Annotated in this window: 15 protein-coding genes and 1 tRNA gene; 14 read left to right on the top strand and 2 right to left on the bottom strand. The window is 26.6% G+C overall.

Translation table 4 applies throughout. The annotated features are described in order from the left end of the window. Positions 1 to 70: 70 nt before the first annotated feature. A tRNA-Lys gene (locus MCRO_RS02680) sits at positions 71 to 146 on the bottom strand. A gap of 115 nt (positions 147 to 261) precedes the next feature. Between MCRO_RS02680 and gltX the strand changes: the two genes are divergently transcribed. Genes gltX through MCRO_RS02625 form a run of 11 tightly spaced genes read left to right on the top strand, consistent with a single transcriptional unit; the run spans position 262 to position 9,395 of the window. Further along, positions 262 to 1,668, top strand: a complete 1,407-nt coding sequence (gene gltX, locus MCRO_RS02675; RefSeq protein ID WP_013054231.1) for a glutamate--tRNA ligase — start codon at positions 262 to 264, stop codon at positions 1,666 to 1,668. Next, positions 1,659 to 2,054, top strand: coding sequence for a hypothetical protein (locus MCRO_RS02670; protein WP_013054754.1), 396 nt, complete (start codon positions 1,659 to 1,661; stop codon positions 2,052 to 2,054). Before gltX ends, MCRO_RS02670 begins: the two co-directional genes overlap by 10 nt. Further along, complete coding sequence (locus MCRO_RS02665) at positions 2,054 to 2,368, top strand: 4'-phosphopantetheinyl transferase superfamily protein (RefSeq protein WP_013054326.1); 315 nt, start codon at positions 2,054 to 2,056, stop codon at positions 2,366 to 2,368. The genes MCRO_RS02670 and MCRO_RS02665 overlap by 1 nt, the downstream gene beginning before the upstream one ends. Further along, positions 2,358 to 3,098: a lysophospholipid acyltransferase family protein gene (locus MCRO_RS02660; RefSeq protein ID WP_013054597.1), complete on the top strand. Its 741-nt coding sequence runs from the start codon at positions 2,358 to 2,360 to the stop codon at positions 3,096 to 3,098. Before MCRO_RS02665 ends, MCRO_RS02660 begins: the two co-directional genes overlap by 11 nt. Position 3,099: 1 nt before the next feature. Further along, entirely contained in the window at positions 3,100 to 3,852 is a 753-nt protein-coding gene (locus tag MCRO_RS02655) for a segregation/condensation protein A (protein ID WP_013054408.1), read from the top strand. After that, a complete protein-coding gene (scpB, locus tag MCRO_RS02650; protein WP_013054384.1) occupies positions 3,842 to 4,414 on the top strand; it encodes an SMC-Scp complex subunit ScpB in 573 nt (190 codons plus the stop codon). The genes MCRO_RS02655 and scpB overlap by 11 nt, the downstream gene beginning before the upstream one ends. A gap of 34 nt (positions 4,415 to 4,448) precedes the next feature. Then, positions 4,449 to 5,291: an RluA family pseudouridine synthase gene (locus MCRO_RS02645; RefSeq protein ID WP_013054281.1), complete on the top strand. Its 843-nt coding sequence runs from the start codon at positions 4,449 to 4,451 to the stop codon at positions 5,289 to 5,291. 8 nt (positions 5,292 to 5,299) lie between these two features. After that, the gene (locus tag MCRO_RS02640) at positions 5,300 to 5,602 is read left to right on the top strand and encodes an Asp-tRNA(Asn)/Glu-tRNA(Gln) amidotransferase subunit GatC (RefSeq protein WP_013054190.1); all 303 of its coding nucleotides are present in this window, start codon (positions 5,300 to 5,302) and stop codon (positions 5,600 to 5,602) included. Further along, positions 5,602 to 6,924 carry an amidase family protein gene (locus MCRO_RS02635; RefSeq protein WP_013054483.1) on the top strand — a complete coding sequence of 441 codons (1,323 nt, stop codon included), beginning with the start codon at positions 5,602 to 5,604 and terminating at the stop codon, positions 6,922 to 6,924. The genes MCRO_RS02640 and MCRO_RS02635 overlap by 1 nt, the downstream gene beginning before the upstream one ends. Then, positions 6,917 to 8,341, top strand: coding sequence for an Asp-tRNA(Asn)/Glu-tRNA(Gln) amidotransferase subunit GatB (gene gatB / locus MCRO_RS02630; protein WP_013054764.1), 1,425 nt, complete (start codon positions 6,917 to 6,919; stop codon positions 8,339 to 8,341). The genes MCRO_RS02635 and gatB overlap by 8 nt, the downstream gene beginning before the upstream one ends. After that, entirely contained in the window at positions 8,325 to 9,395 is a 1,071-nt protein-coding gene (locus tag MCRO_RS02625) for a YihY/virulence factor BrkB family protein (protein ID WP_013054551.1), read from the top strand. The genes gatB and MCRO_RS02625 overlap by 17 nt, the downstream gene beginning before the upstream one ends. A gap of 62 nt (positions 9,396 to 9,457) precedes the next feature. On the opposite strand, the gene MCRO_RS02620 is transcribed toward MCRO_RS02625, so the two are convergent. Then, positions 9,458 to 12,565: a lipoprotein 17-related variable surface protein gene (locus tag MCRO_RS02620; RefSeq protein ID WP_013054800.1), complete on the bottom strand. Its 3,108-nt coding sequence runs from the start codon at positions 12,563 to 12,565 to the stop codon at positions 9,458 to 9,460. Positions 12,566 to 12,708: 143 nt separating this feature from the next. On the opposite strand from MCRO_RS02620, the gene MCRO_RS02615 reads away from it, so the two are divergent. From MCRO_RS02615 to rbfA, 3 genes are all read left to right on the top strand, one after another. Then, entirely contained in the window at positions 12,709 to 13,896 is a 1,188-nt protein-coding gene (locus MCRO_RS02615; protein ID WP_013054554.1) for a phosphopentomutase, read from the top strand. Between the two features lie 68 nt (positions 13,897 to 13,964). Further along, the gene (locus tag MCRO_RS02610) at positions 13,965 to 15,005 is read left to right on the top strand and encodes a hypothetical protein (RefSeq protein WP_041594069.1); all 1,041 of its coding nucleotides are present in this window, start codon (positions 13,965 to 13,967) and stop codon (positions 15,003 to 15,005) included. Next, on the top strand, positions 15,005 to 15,343 hold the full coding sequence (gene rbfA / locus MCRO_RS02605) for a 30S ribosome-binding factor RbfA (protein WP_013054311.1): 339 nt from the start codon (positions 15,005 to 15,007) through the stop codon (positions 15,341 to 15,343). The genes MCRO_RS02610 and rbfA overlap by 1 nt, the downstream gene beginning before the upstream one ends. Positions 15,344 to 15,350 lie beyond the last annotated feature (7 nt).

Here is a 15,350-nt window from a genome sequence, read left to right as displayed (position 1 = left end):
TTGCTGTTTTTTTATATAAAAAAGCAACATTAGTTGCTTTAATTTTATATAGTCATTTATACAAATGAAATGGTACACCGTATAGGGCTCGAACCTATGACCCGCTGGTTAAGAGCCAGCTGCTCTACCAACTGAGCTAACGGTGCAAATGTAATGTTATTATATTACTTTTTTACTTTTCATCAAGTTTTTTTGCTAAAATATTTAATAATATTAAAGATTTTTGAATGTATAATTATAAATATTGTTTAAGAGGTATATATGAATAAAGTAAGAACAAGATATGCTCCTTCACCCACAGGTTATTTGCATATTGGCGGAGCTAGAACCGCTCTTTTTTGCTATTTGTTTGCAAAGCACTTTAATGGTGATTTTATTTTCAGACTTGAAGATACAGACGTTAAAAGAAATGTAGCGGATGGAGAAAAAAGTCAACTTGAAAATTTAGCATGATTAGGAATAATTCCGGATGAAAGCCCGTTTAAAAAAGCGCGTGGAATTAGTGCATATAGACAAAGCGAAAAATTAGATAGATATTTAGAAATAGCACACGATTTGATTGATAAAGGATTTGCTTATAAAGCTTATGACACTACAGATGAATTGCAAGCTCAAAAGGATGAATCTGATGCTAAAGGAATTCCTTCTTTTAGATACAATAAAAATTGATTAAAGCTTTCAGCAAGTGAAATAAGTAAACGTGATAAGAATAAAGAGTATTCAATCCGTCTTAGGATGCCTGATAATGTTGTCTATGAATGAGATGATATTGTTCGTGGTAAAATCTCATTTAATTCAAATGATTTAGGAGACTGAGTTATATACAAATCAGATGGTTATCCAACATATAATTTTGCAGTAGTTGTTGATGATTACGATATGAAAATTACTCATGTTTTAAGAGGTGAAGAACATATTGGTAATACTCCAAAACAACTAGCTTTATATGATATGTTGAAATGAAGTAAACCTCAGTTTGGCCACTTAACAATTATTACAAATATGGAAGGTCAAAAACTTTCAAAAAGAGACACTTCGCTTAAACAATTTATTGAAGATTACAAAAATGAGGGATATAGCTCACAAGGTGTTTTCAATTTTTTAGCATTATTGGGTTGAACTTCTGCTGATGCTGAAGAATTAATGGATAAAGAAGAATTAATATTAAAATTTGATCCTACAAGATTATCAAAGTCCCCATCAAAATTTGATATTTCGAAAATGCAATGATTTTCAAAACAATATATTAAAACCTTAGACAATGAAATTATTTATAACGAATTAGAATTTGAAAAGAATAAAAAATTCAGCAAAGACTGATTCTTACTATTTATCGATACATTTAAACAAAGTGTTTATACACTAAATCAAATTAAAGAACACTTAGATTTATATGAAAATATAAATAAAACAGAAGTTCAAATTCCTTCAGAAGATTATGTAGTGGTTAAGGAATTTGTAAAAAATTTAGATTTAGAAAATTTTACAATTGAAAATATACAAAACGCTATAAATCTTACTCAAAGTAATTTACAAATTAAAGGTAAAAAGCTTTTTATGCCCATTAGATTAGCAACAACTTATATTGAACATGGACCTGAATTAGCAAAAGCAATTTACCTATTTGGTAAAGATGTGATTTTAGAAAGGATAAAAAAATGAAAATAAAATTTTTATCGGTTTCATTGCAAAATGAAGAAGAAAAGAAAATAGAATTTACTAGTGAACTTGAAAGAAGTTATGAAAATGGTTTTGATGTACTTTTCTTCAAGGAACCAACAAAAGGTATACCAAATCAAATTGAAATTAAAGAAGGAAGAATAAATATATTTGCTGGACCAACAACTTTAATGATGAAATCTAATCAATGATCTGAAAATCCTTTCGAACTAGACCTAGAAGGTAAAATAACAAGCATTACACTTTACACATTTTTAAAATATTTAGACTATGATAATGAAAAACAAATTTATAAATTTGGTTATGACTTATCATATTCACCTAATAATAAGGATTTAATAGGTCAATTTAATGTAACATTGGAGATAGAATAATGGTTGGAATAGATTTGGTAAAAGTATCACGTTTTAATAATAAAACTGATGAATTTGTAAAAAAAATTTTGAGTGATTATGAGCAAAAAATATTTAAAGAAGTACATCCTGATAAAAAACCTCTTTTTTTAGCAAGAGCATGAGCACTTAAAGAAGCGATATTCAAAGCAGATAATTCGCAAGCTGATTTTAGTAAAATAGTAGTTTATAAAAAAGATAATAAATGATGTAGTAATGGATTTGAATTATCCATTTCTCACGAAGGTAGTTTATTAATTGCTATAGCAATAAAGAAAGGAAAAAATGAATGTTAAATTTAAAAAAGTAGTTTTTTTACTACCTTGAATGATGCGCTTTAGAAAAATTAATTCAACTGCGAGAAAATATAGAAAAACACCTGATCTGATTGAACCTGTAACCAGATCTAAAATGATAATGAATTACTCAAAGAAGTTTCTAAAACTTAATAATGTTCAATTGTTGGTCGAAGGTTATGAAAATTTACCTGATAAAGGCGGAGTTCTACTAACTCCAAACCATAAATCTAACATTGACCCAGCAGCAATAATTGCAGCATTAGAATATCACGGAGAAGATACATCAATTCCATTTAAAATTCCAACTTTTATTGCAAAAAAAGAATTATTAAAGAAAAGAATTATGAGAAATATTCTTTCGGTAATTGACACATATGCAATTGATAGAGAAAATTTTAGAGAAAGTATGGAAACACTTTATGAGTTTGGTCAATTTGTAAAAACTAATAGAACATTCGGAATAGTTTTTCCTGAAGGAACAAGAGTTGATGAAACTGATGAACTTGGTGAGTTTAAAGGTGGTGCCTTTAAACTTGCTCAAAAAGAATTTATGCCTATTATTCCAGTTACTATAAAAAATAGTAGAACAGCCTTAGACAAAGGTAGAAAAGGAAAATTACTAGTAACAGTAATCTTTCATAAACCAATTAAACCATTAACTTTTATTACTCAGGATACTAAGTCAATAGCAACAAGAGTAAAAACCATAGTGGAAAGCGAATTATAAAATGGAACAACAATTTTTCAATGACTCTTATAATATTAAGCTTGATGATTTTGATGGACCATTAGACTTATTATTGAGTCTTGTCCAAGATAAAAAAGTTGATATTATGACTATTAATTTAGCTGAATTAGCAACTCAATATTTAGAAATAATTAATAACTTAAAGGAAAGTCAAATTGATATAGCTGGTGATTATTTAGTCATGGCTGCTACATTAATTCAAATTAAAGCAAGAATGCTTCTAAAGGAACCTGAAGAAGTTGATGAGGAACTTGAAGAAGATAGTAGAGCAATCTTACAAAGATTAGCTGAATATCAACAATTCAAAGAAGTCAGTGGTTCATTGAGAGAAAATGAACTTCTGAGAAAAGATATTTTTATTAAAAAACCAAGCACTTTAGAAGAATACATAGTTGATAAAGATAGTTCTAAACTCGATGGAAATTCAAACCCATATCAACTTATAAATGTATTAAGAAAAATGTTTGAAAGAATGTATGCTCTTAGGTTAAGAAGAACAAAACTTGAAACCTTTACTCTTACACCAAAGGATCAAGAAGCTTACATAAAAGATCTTTTCTTAAAATATGAAAATGTGACTTTTGAAATGATTTTTACATTGCCTTCACTGAATCACTTTGTAATTACTTTAGTAGCATTGCTTGATTTAGCAAGAAAACAAGAAATATTAATAACTCAAACTAGCCAATTTGGCGAAATATTAATAAATAAAGGACCAGAATATGAAAAATAAAATAATTGAAGCTCTCTTATATGTTCAAGGTGATGAAGGATTAACACTAGAACAAGTAAAAGAATTGTTTGGACTCAATACAATAGGTGAAGCTAAAAAAATAATGAATGATTTTTACAAAGCCTATAACGAGTCTGATGGAGCTCTAAAAGTTGTTGTATTTAATGAGGTATATAAATTAGCAACAAGAGAAACATATAAAGATTATGTTTCAAAACTAGTAAATGTTGTAAGAAAAACGCGTTTATCTAATGCAGCAATTGAAGTAGCTGGAATAGTAGCATACAAACAACCTGTAACAAGATCTCAAGTTTCATATATACGTGGTGTAGCATCAGATCAAGTAATGGCTAGTCTTATTGAAAAAGGAGTTATTGAACAAGTTGGTGTTTCGCCAACTCCTGGTAACCCTATTTTATATGGAATAACAAATAAATTCTATGATTACTTCAGAATTAAAACTTTAGCAGAATTGCCAAAATTAAGTGAGTTTAGTTTTGTTGATAGTACAGATCATGGACAAGATGAATTTGACTTATTTGGAAGTCAAAGAGATGAATAAATCCAAGTGGATTTATTTTTAATGAAAGGGAAAGATGAAAACAATAATAGCAACAAGTAACGATGCAGGAAGAACACTTTATAAATTAATTACAAAATACTTAGATAATGTTCCACTTAGCAGAATAGAAAAATTATTTAGAAAAAAAGATATAAAGGTAAATGGTATAAGAACTAACCAAAAAGACTACACCATAGCTTTTAATGACCAAATAGAAATATATGGATTAATAGATATAAAAAAGGAAGAAGCTCCTTTGATTTCATCTTTTTCATTTAAGAAAATTTACGAAGATAACAATATTTTAATAATTGATAAGCCTAACGGAATAGAAGTTCACTCTTCACCAAATTGCCTTGACAATCAAGTTTTGGCTTACTTAAAATTTAAGCAAGTGGATAGTTTTAAACCAAGTCATGTTGGTAGATTAGATAAAGAAACATCTGGAATTATGCTTTATGCAAAAAACTATCAAGCCTTAAAATACTTGAATGATAATATGGAAAACATAATTAAAACTTATACTTTTAAAAGTGATTTTAATGAAGAAAGTAAAGATGTTGAACTATATTTATACAAAGATGAGGACAAAAAAAGAATGGCTGCTTCTTTTACAAAAGTTCCATATTCAAAACTTTCAAAAACACATTTTTATTTAGAAAGTAATAAAAAATATGCAACATTAAGCAGTGGTAGAAAACATCAAATAAGAGTTTCGTTAATGAAATTAGGAAAACCAATTTATGGTGATTTTAAATATGGCGGTAAAAAAGCAGGAAGACTTATGCTACATTGTTTACAGATAAAATTTCAACAACTTGAAGGTGAATTTAAATATCTTAATGAACTTGAATTTTTAAGTCAACCAAAATGATAGGAGCCAAAATGAAACAAGAAATAAACAAAGAAAAGTTAAAAGAAATAGTTAAAAGTTTAATGCTAAAACCTTCTAAAGATGTTATTGATGGAATAATTTTAGATTGAAATGAACTTCAATATAATTTAGCAATTTTAAATAAGATTAACACCGAAGGTGTTGAGCCGATGAGTCATATCAACGAAACTCCAATTGTAGATTTTTTTAGAGACGATGTAGTAGTTAATTTTGGTATTTCAAAAAGTGAAATGCTTAGTAATGCTTCTCAAAAGGATAGTGATTTTGTTATTACTAAAAAGGTGGTTAAATAATGTCGTTAAAAATTATTAACCAAGGTAATTATTCGGCAGCATTAAAAGAATTAAAAGATGACAAAAATAATTCTGTTTGTTGAATAAACAATCAAACTTTTTCAAGTTTAAAAGGTGCTTTAAATAATTGTATTTTTACCATTAAAGATGTGTTTGCAACATCATTTGCACCAACGCAAGCCTCTTCAAAATTACTAGAAAATTTCAAACCTTCTTATAATGCTACTGTTGTTGAAAAATTGATAAACACTGGTGCTTTTCCGATTGCGAAAGTTCACAGTGACGAATTAGCTTTAGGCGGAACAGGAACATTTAGTGCATTTGGTTTGGTCAAAAATAAATTAGATGATAAAAGACTTTCTGGTGGTTCTTCATCGGGTTCTGTTTCAACATTTACCAATAACATTTCATTTGCTTTGGCTAGTGATACTGGAGACAGTGTTAGACTTCCTGCTTCATACAATGGTTGCGTAGGATTCAAACCATCTTATGGTGCCATTTCAAGATATGGAATGTTTGCCTACTCGTCTTCACTAGATACAGTTTCTTATTTTGCTCACAATGTAAATGATATATCAATAATTTCCCAATGTGCCTATGGTCAAGACTCATTAGATATGACATCAGTTAATGTTAAGATTGATAATATTAAAAAAACTAAACCAAAAAAAGTAGCTTTTTTAGATGTTACAAATCACCTGAAAGAATATGTCAAAAAATCTTATTTAAAAGCATTTGAAAAAATTAAAGATGATAATATAACTGTTGAAATGGTTAAAATTGATGAAGATCTACTTAAATCAATTAAGCCGGTATATGACATAGTTTCTTACTCTGAAGCGTCATCAAATCTTGCTAATTTAACAGGAATTGGATTTGGAAAAAGAGAAGAAGGTCAAGATTGAGAAGAAATTATGACTAATACTAGATCTAAAAATCTAGGAAAAATGGTACAAAGAAGATTGTCGTTAGGAAGTTATTATTTATATAGTGAAAATCAAAAAGATGTGTTTTTAAAAGCTCAAAAAGTTAGAAGAGTAATTAAGAACTACTATACTAATTTGCATGATAAATTTGATTTAATTATTTATCCAGCTTCGGCTGATATAGCGCCATTGATAGATGAAAAATATAACAATAGTTATATGGATTATATTTTAACTGGTGCAAATCTAGTTGGTAATCCTTCTTTGAGTATCCCACTTGGCAGTTACAAGAATATGCCTTACAATTTAACAATTGATTCTAAAATATATAATGATGAAAAATTACTTTCATATTCATTACATATAGAAGAATTGTTAGGAGGAAAACATGAATAATTTCGAAGTAATTATTGGTGTTGAAATTCATGTTGAATTAAACACAAAAACTAAAATGTTTTCACCAGCAAAAAATGATTTCAATGCACCTCCAAACACAACATTTAATCAAATTGATATAGCTTATCCGGGAACTCTTCCTTTGTTGAATAAACAAGCGGTTATTGATGCTATTATGTTGGCTAAAGCTCTTAACATGAAAATTGATGACGAAATGCACTTTGATAGAAAGAATTATTTCTATACAGACCTTCCAAAAGGGTACCAAATTACACAATTTTTTAAACCAATAGGTTCAGAAGGAGTTCTTGAAATTGAATTAGATGATAATTCAACTAAACAAGTAAAAATCGAAAGAATTCACCTAGAAGAAGATACTGCTAGACAAAATCATGATCAAAACGAAACAAAAATTGATTACAATCGTTGTGGTGTTCCACTTATTGAAATAGTTACACATCCCGTTTTAAGAAGTGCACAAGAAGCTGTTAAGTATGTTGAAATGATTAGAAAAATTGTTCTATATTTAGGAATTTCTGATGCAAAACTTGAAGAGGGTTCTTTAAGAGCTGACATCAACATTTCACTTAGACCAAAAGGTTATAATGGTTTTGGAACTAAAGTTGAAATTAAAAACATGAACTCACTCAATAATATTAAAAAAGCAATTGAATTTGAAATAGCAGATCAATATGCAAAAATAAATAAAGGTATAAAAATTTTACAACAAACAAAGAGATTTGATGTTGTTTCGAATTCAACTATACCAATGAGAGATAAGACAACAGGAGTTGAATATAAATACTTTCCTGATCCAAACATTCCTATAATAAAATTATCTCAAGAATTTATTAAGAATATAAAACTTCCTGAATTACCACATCAAAAAATGGAAAGATATAAGAAGTTGAATCTTAATGACATTTATTTAAATCTATTAATCAATAATCTTGAATTATCTAAATATTTTGATTCAATTCCTTATTATGATAAAGAAAAACTTTCAAAAGTTTTCTTTGCAGAAGTGGTTTCCCTTTCTAATCAACTAAACATACCTGTTGAAAAACTTAATATAAAAGTTGAACATCTAGCTCAAGCGATGGACTTACTGGATAAAGAAATTATATCTGGTAAATCACTTAAGAAATTAATAACTTTATTACCTAATTATGATTCTGATTTAGAAAATTTACTTCTTGAAAATAATTTAAAACAAATCACTGATGAATCTATAATTAAAGATATGATAAACAAAATAATAGAACAAAATCCAAATGCTATTTCTGAATATTTAACTAGACCAGAAAGAGCAATGAAATTCATATTAGGAAATGTTATGAAAGTTTCTAATGGACAAGTTTCACCAATTATTTCCGATAAAGTTGCAAAGGAGCTTCTAGATGAGAAGTTCAGATAGAAATATTTATAAGAAATATTATAAATCATTCAAAAAAGAAGATAAACAATATAAGAAAGACCTCAAAAAACAAAGATTCTTTCCTAATATTGTTTGACCTAATTTAATTAAAATAAACCTATATGAAATTATTATTAAGTTCATAATTAAATTAATTCTTTATGCTACTTACTTTTGAACATTCAGGAAAAGTAAGGAAAAAATGAATGCAATGATTAACCGTGCTTACATTAAATTTTCATCTCGTGAATTCATTTTTATACCAGCAGCGAGTTCATTTTATTTATTAGTCTCTTTTGTTCCTGTTATTATTATGAATTATTTAATACTTAGTTTATTTAATTTCGCCAGTGTTCAAAACATATTTAATAGATATTTTCTAGACATCATATTACCTAAAATGATTCCTGGTATTGAAACTGTTATTTCTTTTTTAACAACTGAATTAAATGGAACACAAGCCATTATTTCACTTATATTTCTTGCTGTAACTTGTTTGTGAGTTTCTAGTGCTGGATATGGGAAAATAATAGCTTCACAAAATTATATTTATAATCATAAGTATCTAGGAACTAATTTAGGAAATAGATTGAAAGGATTGATTGTAGTCCTTATAATAGCAATACTTCTTTCATTTACTGTTATATTTACAATGGGTTTAGATATAATGATTTCTGGTTATGAAATATTGAATAAAAAAGTTGATCATAATTCAACAATAGTACTATTCATCATAAATTCATTTTTATTCTTATATCTAGGTTTTATCTTGCTATTTAAATATTCACCTTCTTTTAAATTAACGTTTAGAAGTATTAATTCAGGTGCATTAATTGCAAGTATTCCTACATGATTATTAGTTTCGATATTTGCTTCGATAGCTAAAATATCTGATTTTAATAAATATGGACCACTAGGAATATTTATGTACTTATCAATTTTTATAAGTATGTTTACATACTTTATGTATCTAGGAATAATAGTTAATGAAGCTTATTTTAAAACATTTATTTCGCAAAGAACAGAACAAAAAAAGACACTTTTCAAATTTTAATAATCTATCAAAAAAAACACATATATTTCTATAGTATAGTCATATATGTGTTTTTTTGATGTTTAATTATTTTTAACTTCTAAAATTTTATCTAATAGTTTATTGCCAAACATATCTTTTATTTTAATGTTATATAGTTCAAAGACTTTGAAATAAGGATTCATATGATCAACAACAGAATTTAAAATAATTTTCTTTTGTTCTTCAGTAAGATTAGTTGTTTTTGAGTTAACCACTTCTACTAATTTTGTTCTATATCTTTTTGTGTTGAATAGAAATTCTCAGCCACCACCAGCTAATCATTTTCTACCGGCATAGCCTCCTCAAATTTTTGGTCAATTTTCAGGTTCTGTAGGTTTAGTTGAAGGACCACCATTAATTATATAATCTCAGTCTAAACCTTTTATATATGTTGCTACATTAGTAGGCATATCTTTTGTTTCATTAATTATATCGGTGATTATTTGCTCAATATTAGCAACAGAAGATAATTTTTGATCGGTTTTTAATTTTGTTATTTCTTTTTCATATTCCATTTTGTATTCTGTAGCAATATCAGATAATTTTTCAAACATAGCTGTTGTTACCGGCTTGATATTATTAGGAATTATTATAGCCTTTCCTAAATTAACTGATGGAAGAAATCCTGTAGCTTTATCTAAGTTGTTTACTCCATCTATAAAGAAATTTGCAAGTCCTTTAAGTGAATTTGTATATATTGTTGATAAATATCCAAATTCGTTTTTAATAAATTCATCATCCATATTGTAAACTTGTTTTAAATTTCTAGCCATTTCAAGTTGCATAGATTTAAATTGTTCATAACTGGTATCTATAAATTCTTTATATTTAGTTTTTGCTTTTTCTTTTTTAGTTAAATCTTTTACATTGTCAAACAATGTTTCAATTTCATTATATGTAGCCATTTTAGCATCATATAATGATTTTTCTGAAGCAACCAAAGTATTTGTTAATTCTGTACTTAGTTCATTTGGTTTTGTAAAGAAACCATCAATTTCGAATGATTTATCACTTGAAAAAACTTCTGGTAAATCAGCTGCTTTACTTTTTAACTTGAAATTAATTGTTAATTTCTTAAAGTCTGAAGAGTGAACTAAACTTGTTATTTTTAATTCAGCATTTGTGATTGTTGAACCGTTTTTATTAATAATTTGTTTTTTATCAATATCGCTGCTTTTTATATAGTCTTTACTTGCTCCATGAAGTTCAATATCAAATGTAAGAGCTTTTGCTATTTCATCAAGTCTATTTTTTTCAATTTCTTTTTTAGCAAGTAAATCTGTATATTGTTCTTTTGTTAAAAAACCACCAACCATAAAAATCTTATCTTTTTTAATTCCTAAAAATGTTCTTTCTAATTTTACATTCATAGTACCTTTGTCAATATCTTCTGATTCCTTAGAAAACTCTATAGTAAAACCTAACATTTTCTTTAATAAATTATATAAATCATTATTTGTCTGACTATTAACTTTTTCTTCTACTCAACTTCATATATTATTTTTTACAACATCAGAAGTTCTAGATTTTTTTAGTTCATTTTCTTTAAATTTACTTATAACTACATTAGCAATCCCTAAATATCTATCAAGTGATGAATTAGCAAATTTTTCAGTTATATCAAGTTCTTTATTTACTGTTTTTGTATATTCTTTTGAGTCGTGTGTTATTGATAGTGTATAAGTTAATTCTAAATTAACTTTATTTTCTGCATCTATCTTGTTTATAGATAAATTGGTAAATTTAATTATTGCACCTGTCAGATTTAAATCGGTTAAAAATGTTTTATATTTTTCATCTTTTTTTGTAGCATCTTTTTCGTCGGTGTTAAATTTCTTTAAAGCATCTAAATCATAGAATTGATCATTTATTTTTAAGTTAGCCAAATATTCATTTACTTTATTTTCTTGGTTCTTAAGTTCTAAATCTTCAGGTTTTATAAATCCACTAAACTCTGTTGATTTTACTTTAGTTTCAATACTTGTTAATCCTTCTTTAGAAGAAACTAATTTGTAATTTATTGATAATTTATCATTATGTTTTTGATCGTAAACAACTTCAGTTACTACAAGTTTTACATCAACTAAGGTTGCATTATTTTTTACATCTAGTTCGAAATCCTGTGTTGTGACACTTTTAGCTAATATGTTTGTTTTATCTATAGCATCTTTTAATTTAACAATATTAACTTGACTAATTAAATCATTAATTCTATTTAATTCTTTTTCTTCTCTTTCAAGTTTTTGAGTTCTAAATCCTTCAAAAACTTTTTGAATTGTTTCTGATTTAACATCTCTATCATTACTCTTTATATAATATTCAATTGTTATTTTTCCTGTTTCATCATCCGCATTATTTGTATTAAATAATTTGTATTCTGCATGTGCTGTTTTAAAGTTATTCTTAAAATATTTATCAAATTCTTTAATTACGTCGCTAGGTTTTAATTCGTTAACTTTAAATTCTTTATTTCATTCTATTGTATATTTCTTTACTTCTTCATCAAGAAATTTCTTTGTTTTTGTTCCAAGTGTTAAAAATCCACCGAAGTTGAAAACGACTTCTTCCGATTTATAATTATTGTTTTTACTTGTTACGGTTATTCCAACTTTTAATAAACCTCTTTCATCATCAGCTGAAACAATTTTTCTTTGATAAATGTATTCTTCTTCATTTTTATTTTCTTCAACAAAATTTTTATCTTCATTTTTTATATCAGAAGCTAAAGTTTCTTCTGTTTTAAGTTCTTTTGCTAATGATATTTTTAAATTTTTAGCAATCTTATTTACTTGACCTTTTTTTGTTAAAAATCCTTCAAAAGTAACTTTTTTATCTGGAGAAAYGATGTTATTATCTCCGTCTTTAACTTGTAAATGAAAGTTAATTTTAATTTCACCATTTTCATCATCTTTTTCAAATTTATTAAAAACTATTGTAACGTCTTTAATCTTTGAATTTGATGTAAAGTCACTTTCATTTATTTGACTAGGTAATGTATCTTTAATGTTTATAGTATTTTTTAGACTTAATAAAGCACTGGAAAGGTTATCGACATGTTTAATATCACTTGTGTTGTTGCACGAAACAAGCGAAGTTATACTTAAAGCAACTGCAGAAAAACCAGTAATACTTAATATACTTTTTTTCATTATTTCCTTCTTTCTATGTATATTTCTTGATTATATTAAAAAATTTTATGTTTTTAAAAATTTAAATAATAAATAAATCAAATTAAAATTACTAAAACATAGTAAAATTAAACAAGTAAATAATTTAATATAAAAGGAGAAAAATGGCTAAATTTAAAAGAATAATTATGATTGTTACAGATGGTTTAGGAATTGGTGCTGATAAAGATCAAAAACGTTTCAACGATGCTGGAGCTAACACAATTAAATCTGCTTCAATGGCTGAAGAATTTAAAATAGATAATTGAAAAAAATTAGGAATTGGAAACATTACTGAACTTAACGGTAATTACCATGTTAAAAAAACATTAGCATACATGGCAAAGGTTCAAGAGGTTTCAAATGCCAAAGATACTCTAGCAGGTCACTGAGAAATGATGGGTATTAAAACTTTAATTCCATTTCCTACATTTTATGAAAACGGATTTCCTCAAGACTTAATTGATGAATTATCAAAAGCTTTTGATGGAAGAAAAATTATAGGAAATAAATCTGCTTCAGGTACTGAAATCATTGATGAGTTTGCTCAACAAGAAAAAGAAACAGGTGCAATAATTGTATATACATCAATGGACTCAGTTTTACAAATTTGTGCTCATGAGGAATGAACAGGATTAGATAACTTGTACCGTTATGCAAAAGAAGCAAGAAGAATTTGTTCATCAAAACCAGAATGAAATGTTGGGCGTATTATTGCAAGACCATACGTTGGTGAAAATGGTAAATATACAAGAACATTTAATAGACATGACTATGCAAATAAACCACAGGAATTAATCCTAAATAGACTACAAGCAAAGGGAATTGAAACAATTTCGGTTGGAAAAATTAATGATATTTTTGTAGGTCAAGGAATTACTACACATTATCCAAGTGGTTCAGATGATAAAGGTATGGATATTACTATTGAATTAGCAAGTAAAGATACAGAAAATCAATTTATTTTTACAAACCTTGTTCAATTTGATTCGCATTATGGACATAGAAGAGATGTTCACGGATATGCTCAAAACATTGCTAACTTAGATATTAAACTTGGTAAATTAATGAATGTGTTAAAAGAAGATGATTTATTAATTATGACTAGTGATCATGGAAATGATCCACTTTATCCAGGATTTAATCACACTAGAGAATTTTTACCGGCTACAATTTATTCTAAATCATTTAAAGAACCAAAAGTACTTGAAAATTTCAATGGTTTAGGAACATTAGGAAACATTGTTGCCAGAAATTTTGGAGCAGAAATAATTAAAGAAACAGGTGATGACGTTTTTGATAAATTAGTTTAGTCTTAACAAAGAACACGATACCGTGTTTTTTATTAAATATTTAATAAGATATGGGGTAAAATTCTTTTATGCAAAAAAGTAAAATATTTATAGACTTTGAAGCAATTGATAATAAATTAATTAAGTTTTTAAAGATCAAAAAAAATAAAGTTCACTTTCCCTATTGTTATACAATAGGTTCTTTTGTTGATAAAGAATTTAAAACTATAACAAGAGTTTTAAAATTAAAACATGTAAATGGTTTTAATGTATATCAAATTCTTAAGAATTCTTTAACATATGACATTAATAAACTTCTAAATACTAATATTGAAATAAATAATGATACTGTTAAATTTATAGGATGGAATCCTGCACTTGAAACTTATATAACAAAGATTTTGTATGATATGCCCACATATCCTCAAATTTCGCTTAATAATTTTGCTCTTGATTTTGTAGCAAAAGATGCAAAATTTGAAAATAAATATTTTCCAATATATGATGAAATTGAATTAAAAAATAAATACTTCAAAACCATACTTAAATCTAAGAAATCAGGATTTAAGGCTTCTTTTACTGGAGCTTTACTGCTTTCATATTATCAAAAAATCGATTTTGAGCCAACCCCATTAAGTCAATCAATAATTACAAAAATAACTCAACAACTAAAATTATATAACAAAGATGATGTGCTAAAAATGTGATATGTTGAACAAAATTTAGAACAAGCCAATGAACTTCTAACAAAAATTAGAAACACTGAAAACAAGATACATCATTATGAGCATGAACTACGCGACATTCAAACTTGTGCAGAATACATTTCGAATAATTATCACGATGGAAATATGAGTTTTGAAAAATTTAATACATTACTTTTAGAACGATCAGAAGTTATCAAAAGTTCGATAAGAACTCTAAAATCAGAAGATCCTGAAGGTATTGAGTTAATTAAAAACCAAAATGAAAAAAGAAGGATTAAAAAAACATTAATAATAATAGAATCTATAAGTGAAGAAATTAAAAATATAGACCAATTATTAAAATATTTATTAAATATGGTTAAAATTATTAAAACAAACATTAAGGAATTACAACAAACACTCAAAGAATCAAGGGAGATATAATGAATAACATAAATTTAAATCGTAAAGAAAGTCAAATCCAACAATTACTTGCGAGCATCATAAGTAATGATATAAAAAACGTGAATGTTATTGATCCAGTTTTAATGGATGTAAAGTTAAGTGCTGACTTATCACATTGTAAAGTTTATGTAAATTTTACATCTCATAAAGAAAAAGGTCTTGAAGCTCTAAATAATAGTGCTGGATATATAAGAACGCTTTTAGCTAAATCGTTGAATTGAAGAAAAGTTCCTCAAATCCATTTTCATCAAGACACAGTTAGTGAATATGGTTCAAAAATTGATGCTATTTTAGCTCAAATAAAAAGCGAAAATTAAAAATATG

It is taken from the genome of Mycoplasma crocodyli MP145 (assembly GCF_000025845.1).
GTDB lineage: Bacteria > Bacillota_I > Bacilli_A > Mycoplasmatales > Metamycoplasmataceae > Mycoplasmopsis > Mycoplasmopsis crocodyli.
This window is presented reverse-complemented; position numbering and strand designations above follow the sequence as displayed.